Consider the following 24,205-nt stretch of genomic DNA (forward strand, 5'->3'; position numbering starts at 1 on the left):
ATGCCTTTCTTCCCACTCCTGCGAACCCCGCCGCATTTCGACCGAGTTCCCTGGTCAGAGTGCCGAACGGCCCTGCCGATTGCAAGATGCAACACAAGGTATGAGTACCGGAAGTGGCAATATCCGGACGCCCGATGGCGCTGTGCGCAGGGCTTTGACCTGGAACGGCAGCTGATTTCCGGCTTGTTGACAGTTAGTGTCGGGATAACTGGAATGGCATACTCCGTCAACACAGAGTTACCTTTCCGGATAAAGGAGAACGCCCTTCGCCTGCAAAGTCCGACGGCAACTGGCAAGGAAATAAGGAGAGTCGACGGAATCGGGCCCGCGAGGGGCCACGATTTGCGGTTCGAGGCGTATGGGCCGAACCCTCAGGCCGGAGCCTTTGTGGCCCTGCGTGCGATTTGGAGCGGTATCTGAAGGAATTCACCCGCAAAACATGGGATGGGCAGATCCGCGCCGGATTCGGCACGAACCGCCGAATCCCGGTAAGTGACCTGCGAGTACGGCGAATTGGCTGAAGGTCAGGCCCGGCGCCCTGGTGGTCCGCGCCACGGTCCCGACAGGCGCAGCGCCCGCACTCGACGCCGCCGGCTCCGTCCCCGTCCGGGCCTGCCGGTGGCGTCACGCGACCTCCCTCGGAGCCTCACGGAGCCGTGCCGCCATGGAGTCGCGCGCCGCGCCGCCGTGAAGCCGTACGCCGTGCCGCCATGGAGTCGCGCGCCGTGCCCGCCGTGAGGCCGCACACCGCGACGCCGCGACCTCGCACACGCGTTCCCCCGCGGCCGCCCGCCCGGCAAGGGGCTGCTCCTCCCGGGCGACCGCCACCCGCGTGCCCCGAGGGGCCGCGGGTGACCTGGTGCGCCCACCCCGTAAGGGTGCGGGCATACGACTGAGGCCCCTCGCGTGGCGAGGGGCCTCAGTGTGTCGTGCGCCGCCAGGGACTCGAACCCCGGACCCGCTGATTAAGAGTCAGCTGCTCTAACCAACTGAGCTAGCGGCGCGTGCTGACCTGGAAAACTCTACACGACCTCGGAGGGTGCTCCGTACCCGCGACCGCGCACCTCACGCATCCACCCCCTGTGACCCTCGCCACTCGCGACGGGTGGGCGCTTGACCGAATCATCACCTAAGTGCGCATTCGTCCACTCTCTCCTCATGGGTCACCAATTGACCCGTCAACATGCGATATCGACGGCCGGTTGAGAGGCTGAGGCGAGCGCTGTGACGCAAGAACCGAACAGGGTCCAGAGGGCGCCGGCCATGGCGTCCGTCACTCCTCCTGTCCCTGTTGCAACCCCGCCCGCCACAGCTACGTCTGCCAGGACGCGCGCCCCGGACCGGGTCCCCGGGACTCGCCCCTCCGTCGGAAAGGTTGATCGTCGTGGTGTCGACAGCCAAGCGCACCCTTGAGATGCGGCTCCTCCTCGGGCCGGACGAAGCAGTTCCGGTGGCCGGCCGGTTCAGCTACCGCAGTGACCGCCCGTACGAGGTCGAGGTCGCCTTCATCAGCCGCGGCCAGACGGTCGCCACCTGGCTGTTCGCCCGCGAGCTGCTGCTGGCCGGGCTGCAGGACGAGGCGGGGGAGGGGGACGTACGGGTCTGGCCCTTCCGCCGGCCGGGGGAACCGCGCCGGGTCCACATCGAGCTGTCCACCGACGACAGCGTCTGCGAGCTCTCGGTGCGCGCGACGGAACTGACCGCCTGGCTGGAGCAGACCGTGGCGATCGTGCCGCCCGGCCACGAGGGCGGCTACCTCGACATGGATGCCCACCTGGCCCGGCTGTTCGCAGGGAAGTGCTGATGGGGGACACGGCGATCATGAAGACGACGACGGCCGGGCCGGTCGGCATGGCGGGCCCGATGACGACGGCAGACCTGAGGGCGGCGCCCGGGACGATGACGCCCGCCGACCCGGGGGTGACCGCCGGTCCGGTGACCGCGCCCGGGGCCGGCATACCGCCCGCCGCCGCCCCGCTGCCGGCCGCCCGCCGCCCCATGGGCCCCTGGCGGGCCGAAGCGGGCACCCAGGCGGCGGTCCGGGAGGGGGGTGAGCCGCCGCCCGCCGGGCGTACCGACGGGGACGCGGACGGTGGCGCCGACCCCGCCGCGGTCGCCCCGCACGACCCCTGCGCCCACGGCTTCCTGCCCGAGCGGCCGCCCGTCCGCTCCCTGATCGGGACCTGGACCCGGCTGGACGCCATGGCCCGCGCGGCCGCGATCGCGCCCGACCGGGAGGCCGCCGTCGCGCTCGTCGAACGGGCCCGCCGCGCCGACGAGTTGGCTGCCCTGCGGCAGCGCGTCTCCCGGCTCTCGCTGCGCAACGCGGAGGCCGCCGCCATGCGGATCGCGGTCATCGCGGTGTCCTGCGGCTGGTGCGGCATCGACCCCCAGGCACCGGCCGCACGGCAGGTCGCCGACGAGGCGTTCCTCGATCTCTGGGCGGCGATCGCGCACCGTATCGACCACGACCAGTTCGTCGCGCTGCCCACCCTCGCGCTCCACAACTGGGCCCCGGAACGCAAACCGCGCCGCCACATCCCCATCGACCAGCTGGCCCGCACCGAAGCCCTGGTGCCGATCGTCCGCTGGGCCCCGGAGGGCCAACCGCTCAGCCGGCTGGACCGGTTGATGCTGGCCGCGACCCGCCTGGAGGCGCACGGGATCTGGCTCTTCCGGCTCGCCGAAACCCTGGCGGGCCGCGCGCCCGACGACTCCTCCACCCCGACGGCGCTGCGCCGGCTGGTCCGGGTCCAGCACGCGCTGCGCACCCAGCTCCAGGCCGAGGCGGCGGAGCTGTCGGCCGCGCCGGCCACCCCGCAGCAGCGCGCGGTGCTCGGCGCGCTCGCCGGGCAGGGCGCCCTGGAGCCGCCGGTGCTCCAGGCCGCCGACGCGGTCCTGGGTATCGGCGCCCGGCGGATGCGGGAGGGCCGGCGGCAGCTGCTGCGGCGCCATCTCCCGGCGCAGCACCGTGCCTGGCTCAGCGCGATGGACCGCCACTGCGCCCCCGTGCGGACCCTCGCCCACCGCGGCGGCCCCGACGCCGCCGTCTACCGGGAGGCCCAGGAGTCCCTGATCGCCCTCCGCCGCACCTACACGGCACTGGTGCAGGCCGCGGCCCGCCCCACGACGGCCCCGCTCACCAGGGCGGCCTGACCCGACCATGCTCCGCGCCCGCGCCGCCCCCGTGAGCGGCCGGGCCGGGGCGGCCGGGCGTGAAGGCGTGCGGGCGCACAACGAAGTGGGCGTTCCCGGAGAACCGGAAACGCCCACTCGATACGTGCGCCGCCAGGGACTCGAACCCCGGACCCGCTGATTAAGAGTCAGCTGCTCTAACCAACTGAGCTAGCGGCGCGCGCTGACGAAAGAAATACTACCTGGTCGAGAGGGGTGCTCAGGACCACGGCCGGGAGGTGGTGCACCCGGCGCCGCCGGATCGGCGGCGCGGTGGCCCCCGGGCTCAGATCGCCAGGGACAGCAGGACCGGAGCGGCCTGACGGTTGAGGGTGTCGGCGGCCTGCCGCAGCCGGTGGGCGTGCTCCAGCGGCATGGACAGGGCCAGGCAGCCGACCGTCGCACCGGCGGTGATCGGCACGGCCGCGCAGACCGTGCCCACCGCGTACTCCTGGAGATCGAGCACCGGGACCGTGGGCGGCTGGCTGTCGAGCTTGTGGAACAGGACCTTCTCGTTGGTGATCGTCCGCGAGGTGAGCCGGGCGGTCTTGTGGCGGGAGAGGTGGTCCTTGCGGCCGTCGTGGTCGAGCTGCGCGAGCAGGCATTTGCCGACCGCGCTGGCGTGCGCCGTGCGGTGGAACTCGGCCCACTCGTTGACCTTGGGGGCCAGCGGTCCGTCGGCGTAGTGGAGGATCTTCACCTCGCCGTCGATGTACCGGCTGATGTAGACCGCCGCGCCGACCGAGTCACGCAGCTGGTCGAGGGTGAGCTGCAGCTTGTCGCGCAGCGCCTGGTCGCGGTCCCCGTCCGAGCCGAGGAGCAGGAGCGAGGCGCCGATGACGTACGCCCCGTCCGTGACCTGCTCGACATAGCCCTCGCGTCGCAGCATCGAGAGCATCTGGTCGAGCTGGCCCGGTGGCAGACCCGTCTCCCGGGCGATCTGCGCGTCGGTCACGCCCTCGGCGTGCCTGGAGACCGTTTCGAGTACGCGAAGGGCGTACTGCACCGAATGGAACGGCGCGGTCGGCTCGGGCTTCAGCGCCACGGTGTCCCCCTAGCAGGTTGTTACCGCTTGCGTCGTGACCGCCGTCGGTGGTCCCGGCCCGGGCTGGCGCGGCCGGTCCCGGACAACGGGGCTGCCCTCACGATAGCGGCCAACGGCCTTCAGGGGAGGGGGTCTTGACTGAAAAGAAGCGCGCCCCGGACAGCTGTACTGGGGGTGGGGACTTTGGCATATGCCAAGGTCACGGTTCCGGGGCACCGGCGGCTTGGTGCCGTACGGACCCGGCGCCCTGGTGCCCGGGCCGGGGAGCGGCCCGGCAGGGCGCGGAACCGGCCAAGGGCGGTGAGCCCCCGGTCAGGGGCTCACCACCCGGACTCGCGCCGTGACGCGTGCGGTTCAGAGCACGGCGCTCAGGAACTCCCGGGTCCGCTCGTGCTCCGGCGCGCTGAAGATCTGCTCCGGCGGCCCGAATTCGAGCACCCGCCCCGAGTCGAACATCATCACGCAGTCGGAGATGTCCCGGGCGAAGTTCATCTCGTGGGTGACACAGAGCATCGTGATGTCCGTGGTGTGCGCGATGTCCCGCAGGACGTCGAGCACCCCGGCCACCAGCTCCGGGTCCAGCGCCGAGGTCACCTCGTCCAGCAGCAGCACCTGCGGGCGCATCGCCAGTGCCCGGGCGATGGCGACCCGCTGCTGCTGGCCGCCGGAGAGCTGGGTCGGGTACTTGTCGAGATGCGCGGTCAGGCCCACCAGTTCGAGGAGTTCACGGGCCCGTTCCTCGGCGGCGTCCTTCTCCATCCCCAGGACGTGCACCGGCGCCTCGGTGATGTTCCGCAGCACCTTCATATTGGGGAAGAGGTTGAACTGCTGGAACACCATGCCGATGTTCTTGCGGACCTCACGGATGTGCTTCTCGCCGGCCGGGACGAGCTTGCCGCCCTTCTCCTCGTGCGTGAGGTAGTCGCCGCCGACCTTGATGGTGCCCTCGTCGGGCTTCAGCAGCGTCATCAGCAGCCGCAGAATCGTGGTCTTGCCGGAGCCCGAGGGGCCGATGAGGGTGACGTGCTTGCCGGAGTAGACGGTCATGTCCAGCGAGTCGAGCACCGTGTGGGTCCCGAACCGCTTGGTCACACCGTCGAAGCGGATCAGCTCGGCGCCGTCCACCGCCGGGTTGGTCGTTTCCTTCGCGTCTTTCGAGGGGTTGCTGTCAGCGGACAAGACGACGCTCCAGGGCTCGCAGGAGGAGAGAAGTGGGGTAGGAGATGACCACGAAGAGGATGCCGACGACGGTGATCGGCTCCAGGTAGTCGAAGGTGGTGGCGCTGATGCTGTTCGCCTGGAAGAGCATGTCGGCGACGGTGATACCGGCCAGCAGCGGCGTGTCCTTGAACATCGCGATGACGTAGTTGCCGAGCGCGGGCACCACCCGGCGGAAGGCCTGCGGAAGGATCACCGCGGTCCAGGTGCGCCGGCGCGGCAGGTTCAGCGCCGTGGCGGCCTCCCACTGGCCGGGCGGCACGCCGTCGATGCCGGCGCGGTAGACCTCGGAGGTGTACGTCGAGTAGTGCAGGCCCAGGCCGATGACGCCCGTGGTCAGCGGCGTGAAGGTGAGCCCCCAGCCGGGCAGCACGAAGAACAGGAAGAACAGCTGCACCAGCAGCGGGGTGTTGCGGACGAACTCGACGAAGACGCTGACCGGCCAGGTCACCCAGCGGCTGCGCGCCCGCAGGGCCAGCGCCCACACCAGCCCGAGCGCGAAGGAGACCAGCGAACCGTAGATCGTCGCCTGGACCGTGATCCACAGCCCTTTGAGGATCTCGGGCATGATCTCGCCGATGTAGCTCCAGGACCAGTTGTTCACGGCTTTCCTCCGGTGGCCAGTGCCTCGGGGCCCTGCTTCTCGACGGGCAGTTTGCGGGAGAACCAGCCCTCGCCCTTGGGCACCGACCGGCCGACCGACGCCTTGGCGCGGCGCTCCAGCACCCGCATGATCCGGGTCAGCACGAACGCGACCGCGAAGTACAGGACGAGGATGATTCCGTAGATCTCGGCGCTCTGGCCCGTCGACAGCCGGGCGAGCTTGGCCTGGAAGGTGAGTTCACCGATGGACAGCAGCGACGCCAGCGCGGTGCCCTTGAGCAGCTCGATCAGCAGGTTGTTGAACGGCGGCATCATCTCGGGGACGGCCTGCGGCAGGATCACCTTCCGCAGCCGCTGCCAGGGCGTGAAGCTCAGCGCGATGGCCGCCTCCTGCTGGGCGGGGGCCACCGCCTGCACCGCGCCGCGGACGACCTCGGAGCCGTACGCGCCGTACGACAGGCCCAGCGCCAGGGTGCCCGCCCAGATGCCGACCAGCTGCCAGCCCAGCAGCGGCAGCGCGAAGAACAGCCAGAACATCAGCACCAGTGCCGAGGTGCCGCGGAAGAACTCCACATAGATGCCGGACAGAATGCGGACGGTCCGGAACCGCGAGGTGCGTGCCAGACCGATACCGAAGGCGACGGCGGCGGCCAGCGCGGCGCTGTAGACCATCAGCTGGACCGTGATCCACAGCCCTTCGAAGAAAAGCTCCCACAGTGCGCCGGTCACTTCTTACAGAGCTCCTTCGCCGTGAGGTCGGTCATGAACTCCTTGGTGAAGCCGTACGGCTTGGCGATACGCAGGAGTTCGCCGCTCTTCTTCATCTTCTGCAGCTCGTTGTTGAAGGCGTCGCGGAGCTTGGTCTCACCGAGCCGGAAGCCGTAGCCGCCGCCGTCCCGCTGGGGTTTCCCGTCGACCTCCGGCGTGAACGGCGGGGTCATCTCCACCTTGGGGTGCCCGCCGGTCTTCAGCGCCTCGATCATGGTCAGCGCGGTGCCGGCGAAGACGTCGATACGGCCCGCTTCCAGGGCCTCCATTCCGGCGATCTGGTCACCGTAGGTCTGGATCTCGTCCTTCTTGACACCGTTGCCGACCGCGTAGTCGATCTCCGCATAGCCGATACCGGAACCCATCCGGTATTTCCCCTTGGCGATGTCCGCGTAGGAATGGATGTTGTCCGGGTTCCCCTTGCGTACGAGGAAGGCGTCCTTGCTCTCGTAGTCCGGGTCGGAGAAGAGCACGGCGGCACACCGGGCCTTGTTGATGAACATGCCCGCGACGATCACGTCGTACTGGAAGGAATGGAGGCCGGGTACCAGTGCGCCGAATTCCACCGGTACCGGTTCGAAATTCTTGACGCCCAGCCGCCGGAAGATGGTCTTGGCGACGGCCGGGGCCTCGCCGGTCAGTTCGCCCTTGCTGTTGATCGAGGCATAGGGCGGTTCGCTGGCGATTCCCATGCGGACGGTGCCTTTTTTCCGCAGGTCCTCGAGGAGGTGTCCGCCGCCGGTCGCGCCCGAGACGTCGACCCGTGAGCAGCCCGTGGCCGCTCCCATCGCACCCGTCGCGCCGAGCGCCGCTACCCCCGCGAGCAGCGAGCGGCGGCGGATGCCGCTTGCCAGTTTTCTCTTGATCATTTTGGTGTTCTCCTGTGGTGGAGCCATGGGCGCGCGGCTACCCGAACGCCTCACACATATGCCGATCGTTTCCAGCCCTTGATAGAAGCGCCGCGGACTTGTTCCGTACGCCGGTATTGCCCACCTACGATCGGGGCATGACCGATCGCTTCATCGAAGTCTCCCTGGACAAGCGCGGCGTGAGCTGCACGGCCAAGTTGCTCGACGACCGCGCGCCGATCACCTGCAATGCCGTGTGGGACGCCCTCCCGCTCGGCGGCGACGTCTACCACGCCAAGTACGCGCGCAATGAGATCTACGCCCTGCTGGCGCCCTTCGCTCCCGAGGAGCCGCCGCTGGAGAACCCGACGATCACCCCGATCCCCGGCGATCTGTGTTACTTCACCTTCACCGACACCCAACTGGGCACCAAGTCCTACGGTTACGAGAGCCAGGCGGCCCACCAGGGCCGCACCACCGTCGTCGATCTCGCGCTGTTCTACGAGCGCAACAATCTACTGATCAACGGCGATGCGGGCTGGGTGCCGGGCATCGTGTGGGGAAGTGTCGTCGACGGGCTGGACCGGATGGCCGACGCCTGCCAGGACCTGTGGCGGGCCGGCGCGCTGGGGGAGACCCTCAGCTTCCGGCGGGCCTAGCGGCGGGCGGCGCGGGGATCGCCGCGGTCCCCGCCTCGTAGAGGGCGTGTGCGGCGCGCAGCACCAGTGCGTCCGCGTGCCGCGCGCCGACCAGCTGGACGCCGATCGGCATCCCGTCGGCGTCCACCCCGCAGGGCAGCGACGCGGCCGGCTGCTGGGTGAGGTTGAAGGGGTAGGTGAACGGCGTCCAGCCCGTCCAGCGGGTGTGGGCGGAGCCGGGCGGGACCTCGGTGCCCGCCGCGAAGGCGGTGAGCGGCAGGGTCGGCGTCACCAGCAGGTCGTAGGCGCTGTGGAAGCGGCCCATGGCCTGACCGAGCGCCATCCGGGTGTCGACCGCGGCGAGATAGTCCAGCGCGCTGTAGCGGGCGCCCTGCTCGCAGACCTCCCGCAGCCCCGGGTCGAGCAGCGCCCGCTCCGCGTCGTCCAGATGCTGCACCACCCGGGCCGCGCCGCTGAACCACAGCGTGTGGAAGGCCTCCACCGGGTCGGTGATGCCGGGGTCGATCTCCTCGACGACCGCCCCGAGCCCGGCGAGCGTGCCGACGGCCGACCGCACCGCCGCGGCGATCTCCGGCGCCACCGGCACGTCCCAGCCGAGCGACGGGCTGAAGGCCACCCGCAGCCCGGAGACCGGACCGGCCAGCGCCTCCCGGAACGAGCCGGCGGCCGGGCCGAGCTGGGACCAGTCCCGCCAGTCCGGCCCGCAGATCACCTCCATCATCAGGGCGGCGTCCGCCGCGTCCCGGGTCATCGGCCCGACGTGCGCCAGGGTCCCGAAGGGGCTCGCCGGATAGAGGGGCACCCGCCCGTACGTCGCCTTGAGCGCGAAGATCCCGCAGAACGACGCGGGGATGCGCACCGAGCCGCCGCCGTCCGTGCCCAGGCTCAGCGGGCCCGCGCCGAGCGCCACCGCCGCCGCGCTGCCGCCGCTGGAGCCGCCCGCGGTGCGTGCCGGGTCGTACGGATTGCCCGTCACCCCGTGCCGCGGACTGTCGGTGACGCCCTTCCAGCCGAACTCCGGGGTGGTGGTCTTGCCGACGAACACCGCGCCGGACTCCCGCAGCCGGGCGACCGACGGGGCGTCCTCCTCCCACGGCCCCCCGGCCCGCACCGTGCGCGAACCGCGCAGCGTCGGGGTGCCCCGGGTGAGGATCAGGTCCTTGACGGTCACCGGCACCCCGTCCACCGGCCCGGCCGGCTCCTTGGCCCGCCAGCGCGCCGCCGACTCCGCGGCGTCGGAGAGCGCCGCGTCCGCGTCGATCCGGGTGAAGCAGTTCGTCGCGGCCTGCGCGGACTCGGCGCGTTCCAGCACCGCCCGGACCGCCTCGACGGGGGAGAACTCGCCCGTCGCGTACCCGGCCGTGAGACGGGTGGCGGTGAGGTCGGCGAGGTGGGTCGGTTCGGTGGTCATGCGTCCTCCGAGCGTCGGCCGCCCCGGGCGGGACGGCGGTGGGGGGAGCGCGGCTGCCGCGCCGGGGCCCGGCAGCCGGCCCCGTCACTGCACCGGCACGTACCCGAGCCGTTTGTCGACGAGGTTGTCCAGCGGCTCGCCCGCCGACCACCGCTCGAAGTTGTCCTGGAACTGCTCGGCGAGGGCGTCCCGCCAGCCCAGGGTGTCGCCGCTCATGTGGGGCGAGACGATCAGGTGCGGGACGTCCCACAGCGGGCTGTCCGCGGCGAGCGGCTCCTCCTCGAAGACGTCCAGCGCCGCCGCCGCGATCCGCCACTCGCGCAGCGCCGCGACCAGCGCGTCCTCGACCACCATCGGCCCGCGCCCGACGTTGATGAACCGGGCCCGCGGTGACATCAGGGCGAACGCCGCCTTGTCGAACAGGCCCCGGGTGGCCTCGGTCAGCGGCGCCGCGCAGATCACCCAATCCGCCTGGGGCAGCAGGCCGTTCAGCGCGTCACTCGCGTGTACCAGACCGAACCGCGGATCGTCCGGGCGCTCCCGGCGGCCGACCAGGTCGACCTTGACACCCAGTGCCAGGAGGGTGGTGCCGATGGCCCGGCCGATCGGCCCGGAGCCGACCACCACGGCCCGGCTGCCGGCCAGCCGCAGCGTCTCCCGGTGCCGCCACCGCCGCTGCCGCTGGAGCTCCCAACTTCCGTAGAAGTCCTTGGCCATGGCGATCACGAGCCCGGCCACGTACTCTGCGATCGGCTGCTCGAAGACCCCCCGGGCGTTGGTCACCAGGGTGTCGTCGGCGACCAGTGCCGGGCACAGGAGCTGATCCACACCGGCGCTCGCGGTGTGCACCCAGCCCGGCCTGGGGCCCTTCTCCGGCCAGGCTCTGCGGATCGCGTCAGAGGTGAAGTCCCAGGCCAACAGCACGTCGGCGGTGGGCAGTCGGTCGGCGAGCGAGTCCTCATCGGTGAAGATCACCCGCGCCCGGCCGGCGAGCCGGTCCAGCTTCGGCGGCGGGTCGGAACCGAGGACGAGGACGGTGCTTTCGGTCATAGCCAGAAACCGTTCTGAAACGTCAGCCCCTTTCACTGGAAAGGGGCGCCGGCAGATGCCTGAGATGCGAGGATTGACCACGCTAGGAAGTCGTATCTACCGTGTCAACAACGGCTCTGTACCGACGTCCCGGCTTGCTCCGGTTGCACCTCATCCCCGGCCACTGGCCTGGCCATTCCAGCCCTTCGTTTCTTCTAGGGGCCTTCATGGACGTCTCTTTTCTGGGTGGCCCACAGCCGCAGCTCGGCGTGGGCGTCGTCGCTCCCTTCGACTTCGCGCTCGACCGAGAGCTCTGGCGCTGGGTGCCCGACGACGTGTCCCTCCACCTCACCCGCACCCCTTTTGTACCCGTCGAGGTCAGTCTCGATCTGGCCCGGCTGGTCAGTGAGCACGAAACGCTGGACGCCGCCGTCCAGGCGCTGTGTGCGGTATCACCGCAGGTCATCTCCTATGCCTGCACCTCCGGCAGCTTCGTCGGAGGGGTCGCGGGCGAGCGGGCCATGTGCGCGGCCATGGTCCAGGCGGGGGAGGTTCCCGCCCTCACGACCTCGGGCGCACTGATCGAAGCACTGCGCGAGATCGGCGCCCGGCGCATCGCCGTGGTCACGCCCTACACGAAGTCCGTCACCGACTCCCTGGAGGACTATCTCGGCGAGGCCGGCATCACGGTCACCGGCCGCGCCTATCTCGGGCTGACCCGGCACATCTGGAAAGTGCCGTACCGCGATGTCGTCGACATGGCCCGCGCGGCCGTCGTCGGCGGCGCCGACGCCCTCTTCATCAGCTGTACGAACCTGCCGACGTACGACGTCATCCCGCAGCTGGAGGCCGAGCTGCGGATGCCGGTGCTCTCCGCCAACCAGGTCACGATGTGGGCGGCGCTGCGCGCCATCGGCGTCCAGGCGGTGGGCCCGTACCAGGCGCTGCTCGATCCGGTGGCCCGGCGCGGCCCGGCCGCGATGACCGGAACGACGGGCGGTCCCGGGGAGGGAGTGCCGGGGGCCACCCCGGAGGCGGCCTTCGCCGGACCCCCCGCCCCGCCGGAGGGCGAGCCGCTCGACGGACTTGATCCGCCGCCGTATCCGCCCGATGACACGGGAGGTCTGCCCCCGGTCTGAGGCCGGTCCGAACCCGCCCCCACCCCGGATGCTGCCGGCGTCGTCCGCTACGCCGGCAGCACTCCTGCCCCGCGTCACCGCACCACCCGTGAGCGCATCCGCACCCACGAACCCCCTGCACCCGCAGCCGTACACGCAAGGGAGATCTGCATGGCATCGGTCGGCTTCCTCTACCCCGGTCACTCGGCCGAGGACGACTACCCACGGCTCGAGGAGCTTCTGGGCGGCGGGGTCAGCCTGCCGCTCGTCCACACCGACATCGGGGAGGACGCCCATCGCGTCGACGCGCTGCTGGAGATGGGTTCCGCCGGGCGGCTGGCCGCGGGGGTCGACGAGCTCAAGGAGCGCGGCGCCGAGGCGGTCGTCTGGGCCTGTACGAGCGCCAGCTTCGTCTTCGGCTGGGAGGGCGCCCATGAACAGGTCAGGGAGCTGTCCGCCACCGCCGGCCTGCCCGCCTCCAGTACGTCCTTCGCCTTCGCCCACGCCGTCCAGGCGCTGGGCGCCCGGCGGGTCGCGATCGCCGCGACCTACCCCGACGACGTGGCCGAGCGCTTCCACGGCTTCCTGAAGTCCGCCGGTGCGGAGGTGGTCTCGACCCGCGGCAGCGGCATCATCACCGCCGCCGAGGTCGGCACCTGGGGGGCCGAGGAGGTGCTGGCGCTGGCCCGTGCCGGTGACCACCCGGACGCCGAGGTGGTGCTGCTGCCCGACACCGCGCTGCACACCGCCGCCCACCTCCCGGCGCTCGAAGCCGAGCTGCGCAAGCCGGTGCTCACCGCCAATCAGGTGACGGCCTGGGAGGGGCTCCGGCTGCTCGACCGGACGATCAACTGCCCGGCGCTCGGCACCCTCTTCTCGCGGAGCGCGTACGCCTAGGCACCCCGTACGGGAGCGCCCCGCCGACCGCGGTGCCGTGCCGGGCTCCTGACCCGGGAATAAGTGGAGACGCTCTCCGGTTGTCCTCCTCGCAGACCACCGACGCGAGGAGGACCGCACCGTGAGCGGCGCAGACGAGGAGACCCGGAGCAGCGGCGAGCCGGCCGGGGACGACGGGATACGGGGCACCGCCCGGGGCACCGCACCCGTCCCGCTGTCGGTGCTCGACCTGGTGACGGTCGGCGCCGGCAGCACCGCCTCCGCCGCGGTGCGCACGGCCGTCGACATCGCCCGTACGGCCGAACGCCGCGGCTTCCACCGCTACTGGGTCGCCGAGCACCACTCCATGCCCGGCGTCGCCTCGTCCTCGCCCGCGGTGCTGCTCGCCCACCTCGCCGCGCACACCACCCGCATCCGCCTCGGCTCCGGCGGCGTGATGCTGCCCAATCACGCCCCGCTCGTCATCGCCGAGCAGTTCGGCACCCTGGAGGCGATGGCTCCCCGCCGGATCGACCTCGGCCTCGGCCGCGCGCCGGGCACCGACGGTGCCACCGCCGCCGCGCTGCGCAGGACCGAGCGGCTGCACGAAGGGGCGGACGACTTTCCGCAGCAGCTGGCCGAGTTGACCCGCTTCCTGGACGACTCCTTCCCCGACGGCCACCCGTACGCCAAGATCCACGCCGTCCCCGGCCCGGTCCAGGCCACCTCACCGGGCGGTGTCCAGGACACCCACCGCCCGCCCCTCTGGCTGCTCGGCTCCTCCGGCTTCAGCGCCCGGCTGGCCGGCTCCCTCGGTCTGCCGTTCGCCTTCGCGCACCACTTCTCCGCGGCCAACACCCTCCCCGCGCTGGACCTCTACCGCTCCTCCTTCCGCCCCTCCGCGGTGCTGGCCGAGCCGTACGCCCTGATCGGGGCCGCGGCGCTGGCCGCCGAGTCGGAGGAGGAGGCCCGCCGCCAGGTCCTGACCGGCGCGCTGTCCATGCTCCGGCTGCGGACCGGACGCCCCGGCCTGGTGCCCGCCCCGGAGGAGGCAGCGGCCCATCCCTTCAGCGAGGTGGAGCGGAACTTCGTCGACAGCTGGCTCGGCAATGTCGTCCACGGCACCCCGGACGCCGTCCGCCAGGGCCTGGACGACCTCGCCAAGCGCACCGGCGCCGACGAGCTGATGATCACCGCCAACGCCCACGGCGGCGCGGCCCGGCTCCGCTCGTACGAGCTGATCGCGGACGCGTACGGCCTGCCGGAGTAAGGGCGTCGTGCGGGGTGGCCGCGGCCGGCGGTGATTCCGCCGGGCGCCCTGCGCGGACGGGTTCTCCTCCCGCCCGCGCCCGGTGTGCCCCCGGGCCGCGGACCCGCCCTCAGGCGCCCGTGTGCCGGCCCGCGTCGAGGAGGGCCTCGACGCGGTCGGGGGCGACGGGGCGGGAGTAGAGCCAGCCCTGGCCGGTGTCGCAGCCGATCCGGCGGAGCCGTTCGGCCTGCTCGGCGCTCTCCACGCACTCGGCGGTGACCGTGAGGCCGAGCCGGTGCGCCAGCGCCACCAGCGCCTCCACGATCATCTCGTCCGCCGGGTTGGGGTGCTCCTGCGAGCGGAAGCCGCGGACGAAGGACCCGTCGAGTTTCAGCACGGAGACCGGGAGGCGGCTGAGGTAGGCGAGGTTGGAGTAGCCGGTGCCGAAGTCGTCGATGGCGATCCGTACGCCCATGTCGCTGAGGGCCTGCAGGGCCTGGAGCGGCCGGCCGGCCGAGCCCATCACCGCGGACTCGGTCAGCTCCAGCTGCAACAGCTCCGGCGGCAGCCCGGTCTCGGCGAGGATGCCGGCGACGTCCGCGACCAGGTCGGAGTCCCACACCTGACGTACGGCCACGTTGACGCTGACGAACAGCGGCTCGCCGGGGTGCGCCAGCTGCCAGGCGCGCGCCTGGTGGCAGGCCCGCTCCAGCACCCAGCGGCCCAGCTCGACGATCGCGCCGTTCTCCTCCGCCAGGGCGATGAACCGATTCGGCGACAGCGTCCCGAACTGCGGGTGCCGCCAGCGCACCAGCGCCTCCACGCCCTGCGCGCGGCCGTCGCCCAGCCCGACCAGCGGCTGGTACTCCAGGGTGAACTCGCCGCGGTCGACGGCCGGGCGCAGGGTGCTGGAGAGCGCCTGCCGGGTCATCCGGTGGGCGTTGCGCTCCGGGTCGAAGAGCGTCCAGCGGGCCTTGCCGTCCTCCTTGGCCCAGTACAGCGTGGTGTCCGCGGCCTGCATCAGGCCCGTCGCGGTGGTGCCGGTGGCGGTCCGCTCCACGACGCCGATGCTCGCCGACACCGACAGCCGCTGCCCGGCCAGGTCGAACGGGCGCTGCAGGGTGTCCAGCACGCACTGGGCCAGCTCGGCGAGCTGGTCGGTGCCGGTGGAGTCCTCCACCAGAAGGGCGAACTCGTCACCGCCGAGCCGGGCGACCAGGTGCTCGCCACGGCCCGGCCCGCGCTCCGCGGCGCTCTCCGCGCAGCGCGTCAGCCGCTGGGCCACCGCGCTCAGCAGCCGGTCGCCGACGCGGTGCCCGAGGGTGTCGTTGACGGCCTTGAAGCCGTCCAGGTCGAGGTAGCACAGCCCGATCCGGCCGGTGCCGGACGGTTCGACGGAGGCGGTCTCCAGGGCGGCGGAGAGCCGCTCGAAGAACAGCGCCCGGTTGGGCAGCCGGGTCACCGGGTCGTGCATCTGGAGGTGCCGCAGCCGGGCCAGCAGGTCGTGCCGGTCGCTGATGTCCGCCACCGACAGCAGCATCCGCTCCTCGCCGCTGAGCGGCTCCGGGGTGAGCGGCTCGACGGTCACCTCCACCCAGACGGAGTGCCCTTCGGGGTGTTTGAGGCGGCGGGTGCAGCGCATCCGGTCGCTGCGGCCGCACAGCACCTCGCGGTAGGCGGTCCACACCCGCGGGTCGGCGCCGAGGTCGGTGAGGTCCGCCGCGGTGGCCGCGACCAGCTCGGCCGGGTCGGTGCCGACCAGCTCGCCGAAGGCCGGGTTGGCGGCGAGGACCAGGCCGTCGCGGTTGAGGACGGCCATCGCCACCCGCGCCGCGTAGAAGGTGGCGCGGTAGTCGCCGAGGGAGGCGGCGCTGTCGTCGCCGGTGCCGCCGGGGGCGGGCCGGGTCTCGGTGGATTCTTTGGTCGTATCCTCACGCTCCGTCACTGAGGGGAGCGTCGCTCCGGGCGTGCGGCCCGGGCTGTCGGGGTGTCCGCTCACTGCTCGCTCCCGCGTGGCGCTGTCTCGTGATGGAGGGGGTCTCGCGCTGGAAAGTGTGGCGATCATAGAGGCTGGCACGACGGCCGATCCAGCGACGCTGCCGTGATCGCCCGCCCGCGTGACGGAACTTCAGCCATTTCTGCTCGGCTCTGTTCGTACGGATTGCCCCGATGGTCGTTTGTGACTTTCCGTTAGGGGACGGCCAAGACGCGCCGGTCACTCGTCCGGACCTTCAAAACGGGACGAATAGCATTAAATCGCCACAGGGTAGATGAGGTCTCCGAATCCGTCCCTGGAGGTATGTGTGCCGCGCGCCCAGACACCCGGCGGGGTGGAACGCCGCAGCCTGCGGCGGGTCGCGGCCGTTTTCACCTCGCTGAGCGCGCTGATCGCGACCTCCATCGTGGCCGGGCCCGCCACCGCCTCCGAAGCCGCGCTCCCGTGCGCCCTGGGACGCACCGACGCGCACCACTCCGAGGGCGTCGACAGCTGGAACGGGGCCTATCCGCGCCCGGACCGTCCGCTCAACGCCGTCATGATCTATCTGTCCTTCCCGGACTCCCGGCCCCTCTCGGCGCCCCAGGAGCTGTCCCGCGACTACTTCCCCGCCACCTCCGGCTTCTTCGAGCGCGCCTCGTACGGGAAGTTCCGGCTGCGCCCGCACGTCCACCGCCGCTGGGTGCGGATGCCGCGCCCGTCCTCCGCCTACGGGATACAGCGCGACTGGGACGCCGCCCGGCGCTCGTCCTATCTGCACGACGCGGTCACCGCCGCCGACCCCTCCATCGACTTCAGCCGCTACGACGTGGTCTATTTCGTCGCCGACCCGGACGCCCCCGGCGTCGACTCGGACGCCACCAAGGTCGTCAACCTCGACCGGCCGATGCACGCCGACGACCACGACCTGCGCCGGTTCGTCACGGTCTTCGAGCAGAGCCCGCCGGACCGCAACGTCCTCGCCCACGAGACCGGGCACGTCTTCGACCTGCCGGACCTCTACCACCGGCCGGAGGACGGCAAGGGCGACTGGGACACCCACGTCGGGGACTGGGACCTCATGGGAAGCCAGTTCGGACTGGCGCCCGACCCGTTCGCCTGGCACAAGTGGAAGCTGGGGTGGATCGCCGACAGCCAGGTGGACTGCGTCGATCTGACCGGGCCCGTCATGCACTCGCTGCGGCCGCTGGCCGCGCCCAGGGAGTCCCGGGCCCAGCGCCGGCCGCGGCTCCTGGTGGTCCGTACGGGGCCCGACAGCGCACTCGCCATCGAGGCACGCGGTGCCATGGGCAACGACCGCTCGCTGTGCACGGAGGGCGTCCTGGTCTACCGGGTGCACAGCCGGACGGCCTCCGGGTCGGGCCCCGTGCAGGTGCTCGACGGGCACCCGGCCACCTCGGCCTGCTGGGGCACCTCCGTCTACCCGCCGCTCGCGGACGCGCCGCTGGGCGTCGGCGAGAGCATGGACGACACCGAGGACGGCGTCCGTATCCAGGTCGAGGGCCGGACGGCCGACGGCGACTGGGCGGTGAAGGTGAGCCGCGGCTGACCGCGCCGCCCCCCGATGCCCCGCCAAGGAAGCACAACGAAGAAGGCCCCCACCGGAGTGGAGGCCTTCGACCGTCTGTGCGCCGCCAGGGACTCGAACCCCGGACCCGCTGATTAAGAGTCAGCTGCTCTAACCAACTGAGCTAGCGGCGCCTGCTGACGGGGAAAACATTAGCATCCTGGTCGGGGAGGACAAAAATCGGTTTCGCTCAGCCCGCGGTCAGCAGCGAAACCGGGTGCTGAGCTGCGGCTTCCGGCGCCGGCCCGGCCATCGAGCGGGCCGCGCGGACACAGGCCCAGAGCAGGACGTCGGGGCCGGGCAGCCAGGGGTGGCGGACATCCGGCGCCACCAGCCAGCGGGAGACGGACGGGGCGGCCGGGTCCTCGTCGGCCGGGGCACCGGCTCCCGGCGCCCGGTCCGCGGCGGGGCGGCGGGGGTGCAGCGGCGGGACGGTCACCGCGTCGCCGCTGCCGTGGCACAGCAGCGGCGGGACGGCGGTGGCCCACTCCTCCCACGCGAGCAGCGCCGGCAGCCGCTGGGCCGTGCCCGGGGCGGTGAACAGCAGGATGCGGCCGCGGTGCGCCGCCACCGGTCCCGAGCCGGGCCCGGTGGACCATAAGCGGTCCACCATGCGCCGCCCGAAGAGCGCCGGGGCGTTGATCACGTCGAAGGCGGTACCGCAGGGCAGCACGCTGGGCGCGGACGGCCGGGTGGCCCACAGGGTGTGCATCTCGTCCGGGTGGGGGCTGGCGGAGGCGAGCCAGTCGGCGCCCGCGAGGGTGACGTACGCCGCGGTGGGAAAGGCCAGGGTACGGGGGGTCTCAGGCAGCCAGTCGCTCATGGGGACAGGTCTACCCAGCCGGCACACCGGGACTTGCCTGATTGGCGGAAAACGGGACGGGGCGGTGGGGGAGCCGGTATCTTTCCCCCCTTGCATATGCCAGCGGCTCATGATCATGGACCATGAGCCGTCGTGGGGCGCGTCGGGCGGGCGGGTTTCGTCGGGGGCCGGCGGGCGGGGCCGGGGGCGGTCAGTCCATGTCGCCCGGGAGGGTGCCGCCGCTCCGCATCAGGCTGCGGCCGAACTCGATCATCTTCTGCGCGTAGTCCTCGGTCCACTCCGCCTGCTCGGCGAGCGCGGCCAGCGGCAGCCGGTCGAACCGGCTGGGGTCGGACAGCTGGGCCGCGGCCAGCGCCTGGAACTCCGTGGCGCGGTCGGCCGCGGCGCGGAAGGCGAGGGTGAGTTCCGTGGCGCGGCCCAGCAGCTCGCGCGGGTCCTCCATCGACTCCAGGCCGAAGAAGTGCTCGGGGTCGGTGACGGCCTCGGGCGGCTCGAAGAGCAGCTGCGCGGGCTTCAGCCGCCGTGGTCCGGGCGCCGTACCACGCGGGTCGGGAGCCGGTCGCGGCTCGGACATGTACCTACCTCCAGATCGTGTGCCGCATTCCATTGTCCCGCCGTGCGCAAGTGGGCCCGGGGGAGTGGCCGTACGGCCCGCGGGCCCCACGGCACGGGACGCCCTAAGGACGCCAGGTCACCCGGTGTTCCGCGAGATGGGCGAGCACGGCGTGGTTGGCCTCCCAGCCGTCCGGGAACTTGACCGTGACGCCCAGGCGGACCGGCTCCGTCGAGGGGTGTTCGTCCAGCAGGTCGGCGACGCCCGCGCGGCAGACCACGATGCAGGCGTGCCGGTGGCGGGAGGCGAGCACACACAGCCGGCCGGTCTCCAGATGGAAGGCGGTGGCGTCGGGCCGGCCGGACAGGGGGTGCAGGACGACCGTGACATCGAACTCGCGGCCCTGGAGACGGTTGGCGGTGTCCACCGCGACACCCGTCACCCCCAGGTCGGCGAGCGCGGCGCGGACCGCCGCCGCCTGGTCCCGGTGGGCGGTGCCGACCGCGATCCGGGCGGCCGTCAGCGGTGCCGGGTCGGGCGCGGCCGGAGCCCCGTGGGCCTCGGCGGTCGTGGCGCCGCCGCGGTCGAGGAGGCGGCGCACCACCTGGGCCACCGCGCGGACCGCCTCCGGGTCCGTACGCGGCGTATGGCGGGCGGGCAGCTCCAGCAGGCCCCAGCCGGACTCGGCGGCCTCGTCCAGCACGCGGTCCACGCCCGAGCCGTCGCCCGTCACCCCGAACGCCAGCCGCCGGTCGCCGGGGCCGGTGCCGCTGCGGAACGGGGTGTACGGATAGAACGCGGCGGAGACCAGCGGCGCCGCCGAGGCGGGCAGCCGCCAGGACACCGGCAGCCGGTGCTGCGGCAGATCGGGGTTGTGCGCCAGGAGGGTGGACACCGCGCTCGACGACGGGTCGTAGGCCAGCCCCGCCCACTGCTCGGCGCCGACCACGCTGAAGGGGTCCAGCTGGCCCGGGTCGCCGACGAACAGCGCCCGTTCGAAGAGCCCGGCGACGCTCAGCAGCGCGTCGGAGCGCATCTGGTAGGCCTCGTCCACGATGGCGTGCCGCCAGGGCTCGTCGACCTTGGTGTACGCCCACTTCGCGGCCGTCGCGACCACGATGTCCATCCCGGCCAGGTCGGCGGCCTTCGCGGAGGTACGGACCGCGGGCAGCTCGGCCAGCGCCGGGTCGAACGCGCCGGGCTCACTGCTGTGCAGCCGGCCGACCGGCAGCTCCGGGTCCTTCTCCGCGAGCCGCAGCACGAGGTCGTCGACCTGGGCGTTGGTCTGCGCGACCACCATCAACGGACGTCCGGCGGCGGCCAGTTCGCGGGCCGCCCGCACCACGAGGGTGGACTTGCCGGCGCCGGGCGGGGAGTCCACGACCACGCCGCGCCGGGTGCCGTGCAGGGTGTCCCGGAGGATCGTGTCGGTCGCCGCGGCGGCCGCGGCGGCGGGGTCGAAGGGACCGGCCGGGGTGGCTCCCCCACTGCCGGAAGGGCGGGGGAGGTCTCCCCGTGGGTCCTGAGTGGCCGTCATACGGGAGCGTTCTCCAGTGCGGTCGCGGGCCGGGTACGGGTCACAGGAAGTCCTCCGCGGTCACCGGGTCGGGGGCGGGGTGCGGCAGGTCCGCGGCGCCGGGCGGCGGGCCGCCATGGGTCCACGGGGTGTCCTCGGGGTCGGGCAGCCCCGGGCCGCCGCGCGGGGCGTGCTCGAACAGCGTCCAGCACACCGTGTCGTCCGGCTCCGGCACCGAACCGGGCTCCGGGGTCTTCCCGCGCCCCATCCCGCCCGTCAGCCGCACCACCAGCACCCCCGGCTCCTCGTCGGCCGCCACGCACTCGGCGGTCTGGGCCTTCCCGTCCGGCAGCGCGCGGTGCAGCCTGCCGCCCCCGGACAGCTGCGGCCGGTCCTCCGTCCGGAGCGTCACCAGCGGGCGCGGCATCGGGCGCCGGCCCTCGGAGAAGGCCATCTCGACGGCGGTGACCGTGCCCTGGAACGCCTCCCCGGTCAGCCGGCGGCCCGCCATCACCAACGGGTCGTCCAGCGCCTCCTGGGCGTCCAGCTGGGCCTGCGCGGTCTCCCGTGTGGCCAGCTTCTGCGCGGCGGTGACCGCGTCGTCCTGCCGGGGCTGCGGGGGCTCCCCGGCGCCGACCCGGTCCCGGTGCGCGGTGTACGACCAGCGGTCACGCTTCCAGCGGTCGGGGACCCGGCCGCCCTCCGGGAGCGTGCGCAGCAGGTCGAGGCCCTGCCAGACGGCGTCCCAGGCCGGCCGCAGCTGCCCCTCGACGAGGGTGCGCAGCGCCTCCTCGGCGCCCGGCAGCCCGGCGTCGTAGCGGGCCATCGCGGGGGCCAGCAGCCGGTTGTCGAACGCCGGGTCGGTGGCCGGTCCGGCCGGCGGGCACCGCAACTGGCCGTCCGCGTCCCGCGCCGACTCCGCGTACTCGGCCGCCTCCCGGCCCGACATCCCCGGCGGCGGGTCGATCCAGGCGAGCAGCGCGCCCAGGTGCTGGTCCTCCAGCACGCTCTGGCCGGTCGCCCAATGCCGGGTCAGCAGGCCCGTCATGGACAGCAGCAGGCTCGCGCCCGGGACCCGCGCCCGCTCGCCGAAGTGGGTCAGCCAGCGGCCCAGGAGCGGGACGTGCGGCGGCGCGGGATACGGGGCCTCCGGCTCCTGCTCGGCCGTCCGCCGGAACCGCATCGAGCGGCCCAGCAGCCGGACGAAGTCGATGCCGGCGGCGCTCGGCACGATCAACTGCGGGGCGTCCGCGCACAGTTCGACCTGCACCGGGACCTTCTTGCCGGTCTCCGGGTCGGTCTCCTTGCGCTCCTCCCACTCGACGGTGTCCGCGAAGCCGTCCACATAGGGCAGCACCGTCTCCGCCAGCTCGGCGAGGAACGCGAACCGCAGATCACGGTCGCGCGGCTGCGGCACGGCCAGCAGCACCGGCTTCTCGCGGTCCGTGCCGACCAGCGCCCCCAGCGGGGCGCCGGTCTCGCCCGCGGTCGTCAACGGGACGAACACCAGGGGCCGGTCCGCCAGATGGCGGTGCCGGACCGTGCAGCGCGGCTGGGCGCGGCCCGCCGTCACGGCCTCCATCCGGGCCAGCGTCTCGATCAGGGACATCCCGGCTCCTCCGCTCGCGGTCCCGGCACGGTGGGGTGGCCCAGCGCCTCGGCGCGCAGCGCGGCGGCCCGCCGCAGTGCCACGACGGCCGGGTCGTCGGGACCGTCGGCCGCCGCGGGGGACCCGGGACCGCCGGAGCGGGCCGCGGACAGCACCTCCTCGATGGTGTGCAGCCCGCCCAACTCGCCCCGGACGCCGCGCCCCAGGGCCTCCACGGCACCGTCCTCCCGGGACCGCTTGCGGCAGTGGAAGGCCAGTTCGCAGGCGGCCAGGCACTCGGGGGCGTAGGCCGCGTCGACCAGCTCCACGGCCTCGGCCAGCTCCTCCGGGCGGCGGGTCGCGGTCTTCCCGTCGTCCGCGAGCCGGAGGTCGAAGGTGGTCTCCGGGGGGAGCGCGGCGGCGATCTCCTCGACCCGGGTGAGCCGGGACAGCTGCCGCCGGGTCGTGGCCAGCTGCTTGCGGACGTCGACGACGGCGGCGGCCGGGAGGTTGGAGAAGTCCTTCGGGCACACCAGCAGCACCCGGTCGCGGACGTGTGCCTCGCGGCCGGTGTGCGCGCCGACGTGACCGGCCACCGGCTCCAGGGCCAGCACGTACACCGCGGCCTGCCGCGCGGCGGCGCCCACCTTGGCGGCGTCCGCCGAACCGTCGATCATCGGGAAGGACTTGATCTCGACGACCGTCCAGCTGCCGTCCGGATGCACCACCACCGCGTCCGGCTCCACATAGGCCGGCGCCCCGGCCACCTCGACGACCAGCATCGGATGGTCGAGCAGCGCCCAGCCGCCGGCCGCGGTCGCCTCGCGCAGCGCCAGCGCCGTCCGCGCCGCCCGGCCCTGGGGCCCTGCCGCGGACAGATCGGGGGTGGCGACCTCCTCCGGCGCGGGCGGCGGGGTACCGGGCGCCAGCCGCTCGTGCAGCAGCCGCAGCAGCTCCGTGCCGCCGTCGGCCTTCACCCGGGCCTCGAAGGCGTTGCCCCGGACCAGCGCGAACTGGGACTGGCCGTAGGCCGCCGGTGAGCCCAGCGCCTGGGCCAGCGCGCCCTTGTCGATCCCCGCGCCGTCCAGCAGCGCGCGGCGGCGGCAGCCCGGGTTGGCGGCCAGCGCGGCGAGCGCGCGGGCGTCGAGGGAGCGGGCGCTGACACCGGGGCCGCGCAGCTCGGTGAGCCTGCGCCGGTGGACGGCGGACTCCTCCCCCGGCCGCGGGCCCGGCGTCGCCGTCGGCTGCGCCGCCGGAGGGGCGGCCGACGCGGGTCGACTCTCGCGCGAAACGTTCACCCGCGAAAGTCTCGCATCCGGCACCGACATCCGGGGCGACCGCCCGCCGGCCGGCCGCCGCCGGACGCCGCGCCCGGTGCCCGTACCCCGCGCGCAGGAGCGCCCCGCGCGCCGGGCCCCGGGGGCGGGGCGGCCTCCCCGGCCAGGGACAAAACGACCCGGTGCGCGATGATGGAAGGCCCGCGGCCGACGCCGCCCGCACCGAGAACGAGCAGCCGAGCGATCGGCGAGAGGTACGACCATGGCAGCGCGCATCTTCCTGGCCAGGCACGGACAGACCGAGTGGTCCCTGTCCGGCCGGCACACCGGCCGTACGGACGTCCCGCTCCTGGACGAGGGCCGGCGCGGCGCCGAGCTGCTGGGCGAGCGGCTGCACCGCGCCCCCTGGGACGGACTGCCGGGCGTCGAGGTCCGCACCAGCCCCCTGGTGCGCGCCAAGGAAACCTGTGAGCTGGCCGGATTCGGCGACCGGGCGCAGCCGTGGGACGCGCTGATGGAGATCGACTACGGCGCGTACGAGGGCCTGACCCCGGCCGAGATCAAGTCGGGCCGGCCGGACTGGCTCATCTGGCGCGACGGGGTGCCCGAGGGTGAGACGCTCGCCGAGGTCACCGCGCGGGCGGACGAGGTCATCGGCTGGGCGCGGTCCGCCGACCGCGATGTGCTGGTCTTCGCGCACGGCCACATCCTGCGCGCCCTCGGCGCCCGCTGGCTGGGCCTGGACCTCTCCTTCGGCGCCCGCATCCGGCTGGAGCCGACCTCCCTGTCGGTGCTCGGCTGGGCCTACGGCGAACCGGCGATCGAGCGCTGGAACGACACCGGGCACCTCGGCTGAACGACGGCCGGCGGACGCGGGGCGCGCGTTC

At 72.9% G+C, this 24,205-nt stretch carries 21 protein-coding genes and 3 tRNA genes; 8 read left to right on the top strand and 16 right to left on the bottom strand.

What is annotated here, in order from left to right; all coding sequences use genetic code 11:
* Nucleotides 1-930 precede the first annotated feature (930 nt).
* Nucleotides 931-1,004 (bottom strand) — tRNA-Lys (locus ACWC9R_RS09005).
* Between the two features lie 380 nt (nucleotides 1,005-1,384).
* Between ACWC9R_RS09005 and ACWC9R_RS09010 the strand changes: the two genes are divergently transcribed.
* Together ACWC9R_RS09010 and ACWC9R_RS09015 are read left to right on the top strand one after the other, a co-directional pair.
* Entirely contained in the window at nucleotides 1,385-1,804 is a 420-nt protein-coding gene (locus ACWC9R_RS09010) for an SsgA family sporulation/cell division regulator (protein WP_362605141.1), read from the top strand.
* Nucleotides 1,804-3,156, top strand: coding sequence for a hypothetical protein (locus ACWC9R_RS09015; protein WP_450729786.1), 1,353 nt, complete (start codon nucleotides 1,804-1,806; stop codon nucleotides 3,154-3,156). Before ACWC9R_RS09010 ends, ACWC9R_RS09015 begins: the two co-directional genes overlap by 1 nt.
* 125 nt (nucleotides 3,157-3,281) lie before the next feature.
* Here ACWC9R_RS09015 and ACWC9R_RS09020 read toward each other — a convergent pair.
* From ACWC9R_RS09020 to ehuB, 6 genes are all read right to left on the bottom strand, one after another.
* Nucleotides 3,282-3,355: transfer RNA gene (locus tag ACWC9R_RS09020), tRNA-Lys, on the bottom strand.
* A 105-nt stretch (nucleotides 3,356-3,460) separates the two neighbouring features.
* Nucleotides 3,461-4,219 carry an IclR family transcriptional regulator gene (locus ACWC9R_RS09025; RefSeq protein WP_450729788.1) on the bottom strand — a complete coding sequence of 253 codons (759 nt, stop codon included), beginning with the start codon at nucleotides 4,217-4,219 and terminating at the stop codon, nucleotides 3,461-3,463.
* Nucleotides 4,220-4,573: 354 nt separating this feature from the next.
* A complete protein-coding gene (gene ehuA / locus ACWC9R_RS09030; protein WP_450729790.1) occupies nucleotides 4,574-5,398 on the bottom strand; it encodes an ectoine/hydroxyectoine ABC transporter ATP-binding protein EhuA in 825 nt (274 codons plus the stop codon).
* The gene (gene ehuD / locus ACWC9R_RS09035; RefSeq protein WP_450729896.1) at nucleotides 5,388-6,005 is read right to left on the bottom strand and encodes an ectoine/hydroxyectoine ABC transporter permease subunit EhuD; all 618 of its coding nucleotides are present in this window, start codon (nucleotides 6,003-6,005) and stop codon (nucleotides 5,388-5,390) included. Before ehuD ends, ehuA begins: the two co-directional genes overlap by 11 nt.
* A gap of 32 nt (nucleotides 6,006-6,037) precedes the next feature.
* Complete coding sequence (gene ehuC / locus ACWC9R_RS09040) at nucleotides 6,038-6,769, bottom strand: ectoine/hydroxyectoine ABC transporter permease subunit EhuC (protein ID WP_362605146.1); 732 nt, start codon at nucleotides 6,767-6,769, stop codon at nucleotides 6,038-6,040.
* Nucleotides 6,766-7,704 (bottom strand): ectoine/hydroxyectoine ABC transporter substrate-binding protein EhuB, encoded by a 939-nt coding sequence (gene ehuB, locus ACWC9R_RS09045; protein WP_450729792.1) that lies wholly within the window; start codon nucleotides 7,702-7,704, stop codon nucleotides 6,766-6,768. Before ehuB ends, ehuC begins: the two co-directional genes overlap by 4 nt.
* A 110-nt stretch (nucleotides 7,705-7,814) precedes the next feature.
* On the opposite strand from ehuB, the gene ACWC9R_RS09050 reads away from it, so the two are divergent.
* Nucleotides 7,815-8,315 carry a DUF3830 family protein gene (locus ACWC9R_RS09050; protein ID WP_362605150.1) on the top strand — a complete coding sequence of 167 codons (501 nt, stop codon included), beginning with the start codon at nucleotides 7,815-7,817 and terminating at the stop codon, nucleotides 8,313-8,315.
* Here the strand turns inward: ACWC9R_RS09050 and ACWC9R_RS09055 are convergent.
* Nucleotides 8,296-9,726 (bottom strand): amidase, encoded by a 1,431-nt coding sequence (locus tag ACWC9R_RS09055; RefSeq protein ID WP_450729794.1) that lies wholly within the window; start codon nucleotides 9,724-9,726, stop codon nucleotides 8,296-8,298. The two genes, ACWC9R_RS09050 and ACWC9R_RS09055, sit on opposite strands and share 20 nt — an antisense overlap.
* Before the next feature lie 84 nt (nucleotides 9,727-9,810).
* On the bottom strand, nucleotides 9,811-10,776 hold the full coding sequence (locus ACWC9R_RS09060; RefSeq protein ID WP_450729795.1) for a D-2-hydroxyacid dehydrogenase: 966 nt from the start codon (nucleotides 10,774-10,776) through the stop codon (nucleotides 9,811-9,813).
* A gap of 206 nt (nucleotides 10,777-10,982) precedes the next feature.
* Here ACWC9R_RS09060 and ACWC9R_RS09065 point away from each other — a divergent pair, with 206 nt between their 5' ends.
* From ACWC9R_RS09065 to ACWC9R_RS09075, 3 genes are all read left to right on the top strand, one after another.
* Nucleotides 10,983-11,894 (top strand): maleate cis-trans isomerase family protein, encoded by a 912-nt coding sequence (locus tag ACWC9R_RS09065; RefSeq protein ID WP_393363744.1) that lies wholly within the window; start codon nucleotides 10,983-10,985, stop codon nucleotides 11,892-11,894.
* A gap of 150 nt (nucleotides 11,895-12,044) precedes the next feature.
* Complete coding sequence (locus ACWC9R_RS09070; protein ID WP_450729797.1) at nucleotides 12,045-12,770, top strand: maleate cis-trans isomerase family protein; 726 nt, start codon at nucleotides 12,045-12,047, stop codon at nucleotides 12,768-12,770.
* 121 nt (nucleotides 12,771-12,891) lie between these two features.
* Nucleotides 12,892-14,019: an LLM class flavin-dependent oxidoreductase gene (locus ACWC9R_RS09075; RefSeq protein ID WP_450729799.1), complete on the top strand. Its 1,128-nt coding sequence runs from the start codon at nucleotides 12,892-12,894 to the stop codon at nucleotides 14,017-14,019.
* 109 nt (nucleotides 14,020-14,128) lie between these two features.
* Here ACWC9R_RS09075 and ACWC9R_RS09080 read toward each other — a convergent pair whose 3' ends face one another.
* Nucleotides 14,129-15,943, bottom strand: a complete 1,815-nt coding sequence (locus ACWC9R_RS09080) for a putative bifunctional diguanylate cyclase/phosphodiesterase (RefSeq protein WP_450729801.1) — start codon at nucleotides 15,941-15,943, stop codon at nucleotides 14,129-14,131.
* A gap of 358 nt (nucleotides 15,944-16,301) precedes the next feature.
* Here ACWC9R_RS09080 and ACWC9R_RS09085 point away from each other — a divergent pair, with 358 nt between their 5' ends.
* Nucleotides 16,302-17,543 carry a M6 family metalloprotease domain-containing protein gene (locus tag ACWC9R_RS09085; protein WP_450729803.1) on the top strand — a complete coding sequence of 414 codons (1,242 nt, stop codon included), beginning with the start codon at nucleotides 16,302-16,304 and terminating at the stop codon, nucleotides 17,541-17,543.
* 78 nt (nucleotides 17,544-17,621) lie between these two features.
* Here ACWC9R_RS09085 and ACWC9R_RS09090 read toward each other — a convergent pair.
* The 6 genes from ACWC9R_RS09090 to ACWC9R_RS09115 form a co-directional block, all read right to left on the bottom strand.
* Nucleotides 17,622-17,695 (bottom strand) — tRNA-Lys (locus ACWC9R_RS09090).
* Nucleotides 17,696-17,751: 56 nt separating this feature from the next.
* Nucleotides 17,752-18,384, bottom strand: a complete 633-nt coding sequence (locus tag ACWC9R_RS09095) for a bifunctional DNA primase/polymerase (RefSeq protein WP_450729805.1) — start codon at nucleotides 18,382-18,384, stop codon at nucleotides 17,752-17,754.
* Nucleotides 18,385-18,574: 190 nt separating this feature from the next.
* Nucleotides 18,575-18,958 carry a hypothetical protein gene (locus tag ACWC9R_RS09100; protein WP_362605167.1) on the bottom strand — a complete coding sequence of 128 codons (384 nt, stop codon included), beginning with the start codon at nucleotides 18,956-18,958 and terminating at the stop codon, nucleotides 18,575-18,577.
* Nucleotides 18,959-19,061: 103 nt separating this feature from the next.
* Nucleotides 19,062-20,474: an AAA domain-containing protein gene (locus ACWC9R_RS09105; protein WP_450729807.1), complete on the bottom strand. Its 1,413-nt coding sequence runs from the start codon at nucleotides 20,472-20,474 to the stop codon at nucleotides 19,062-19,064.
* Nucleotides 20,475-20,514: 40 nt separating this feature from the next.
* Entirely contained in the window at nucleotides 20,515-22,062 is a 1,548-nt protein-coding gene (locus ACWC9R_RS09110) for a hypothetical protein (protein ID WP_450729809.1), read from the bottom strand.
* A complete protein-coding gene (locus ACWC9R_RS09115) occupies nucleotides 22,053-23,339 on the bottom strand; it encodes a hypothetical protein (RefSeq protein ID WP_450729811.1) in 1,287 nt (428 codons plus the stop codon). The genes ACWC9R_RS09110 and ACWC9R_RS09115 overlap by 10 nt, the downstream gene beginning before the upstream one ends.
* 241 nt (nucleotides 23,340-23,580) lie before the next feature.
* Here ACWC9R_RS09115 and ACWC9R_RS09120 point away from each other — a divergent pair, with 241 nt between their 5' ends.
* Nucleotides 23,581-24,174: a histidine phosphatase family protein gene (locus ACWC9R_RS09120; RefSeq protein WP_450729813.1), complete on the top strand. Its 594-nt coding sequence runs from the start codon at nucleotides 23,581-23,583 to the stop codon at nucleotides 24,172-24,174.
* Nucleotides 24,175-24,205: the final 31 nt, after the last annotated feature.

The sequence above is a fragment of the Streptomyces sp. NPDC001219 genome (assembly GCF_053597915.1).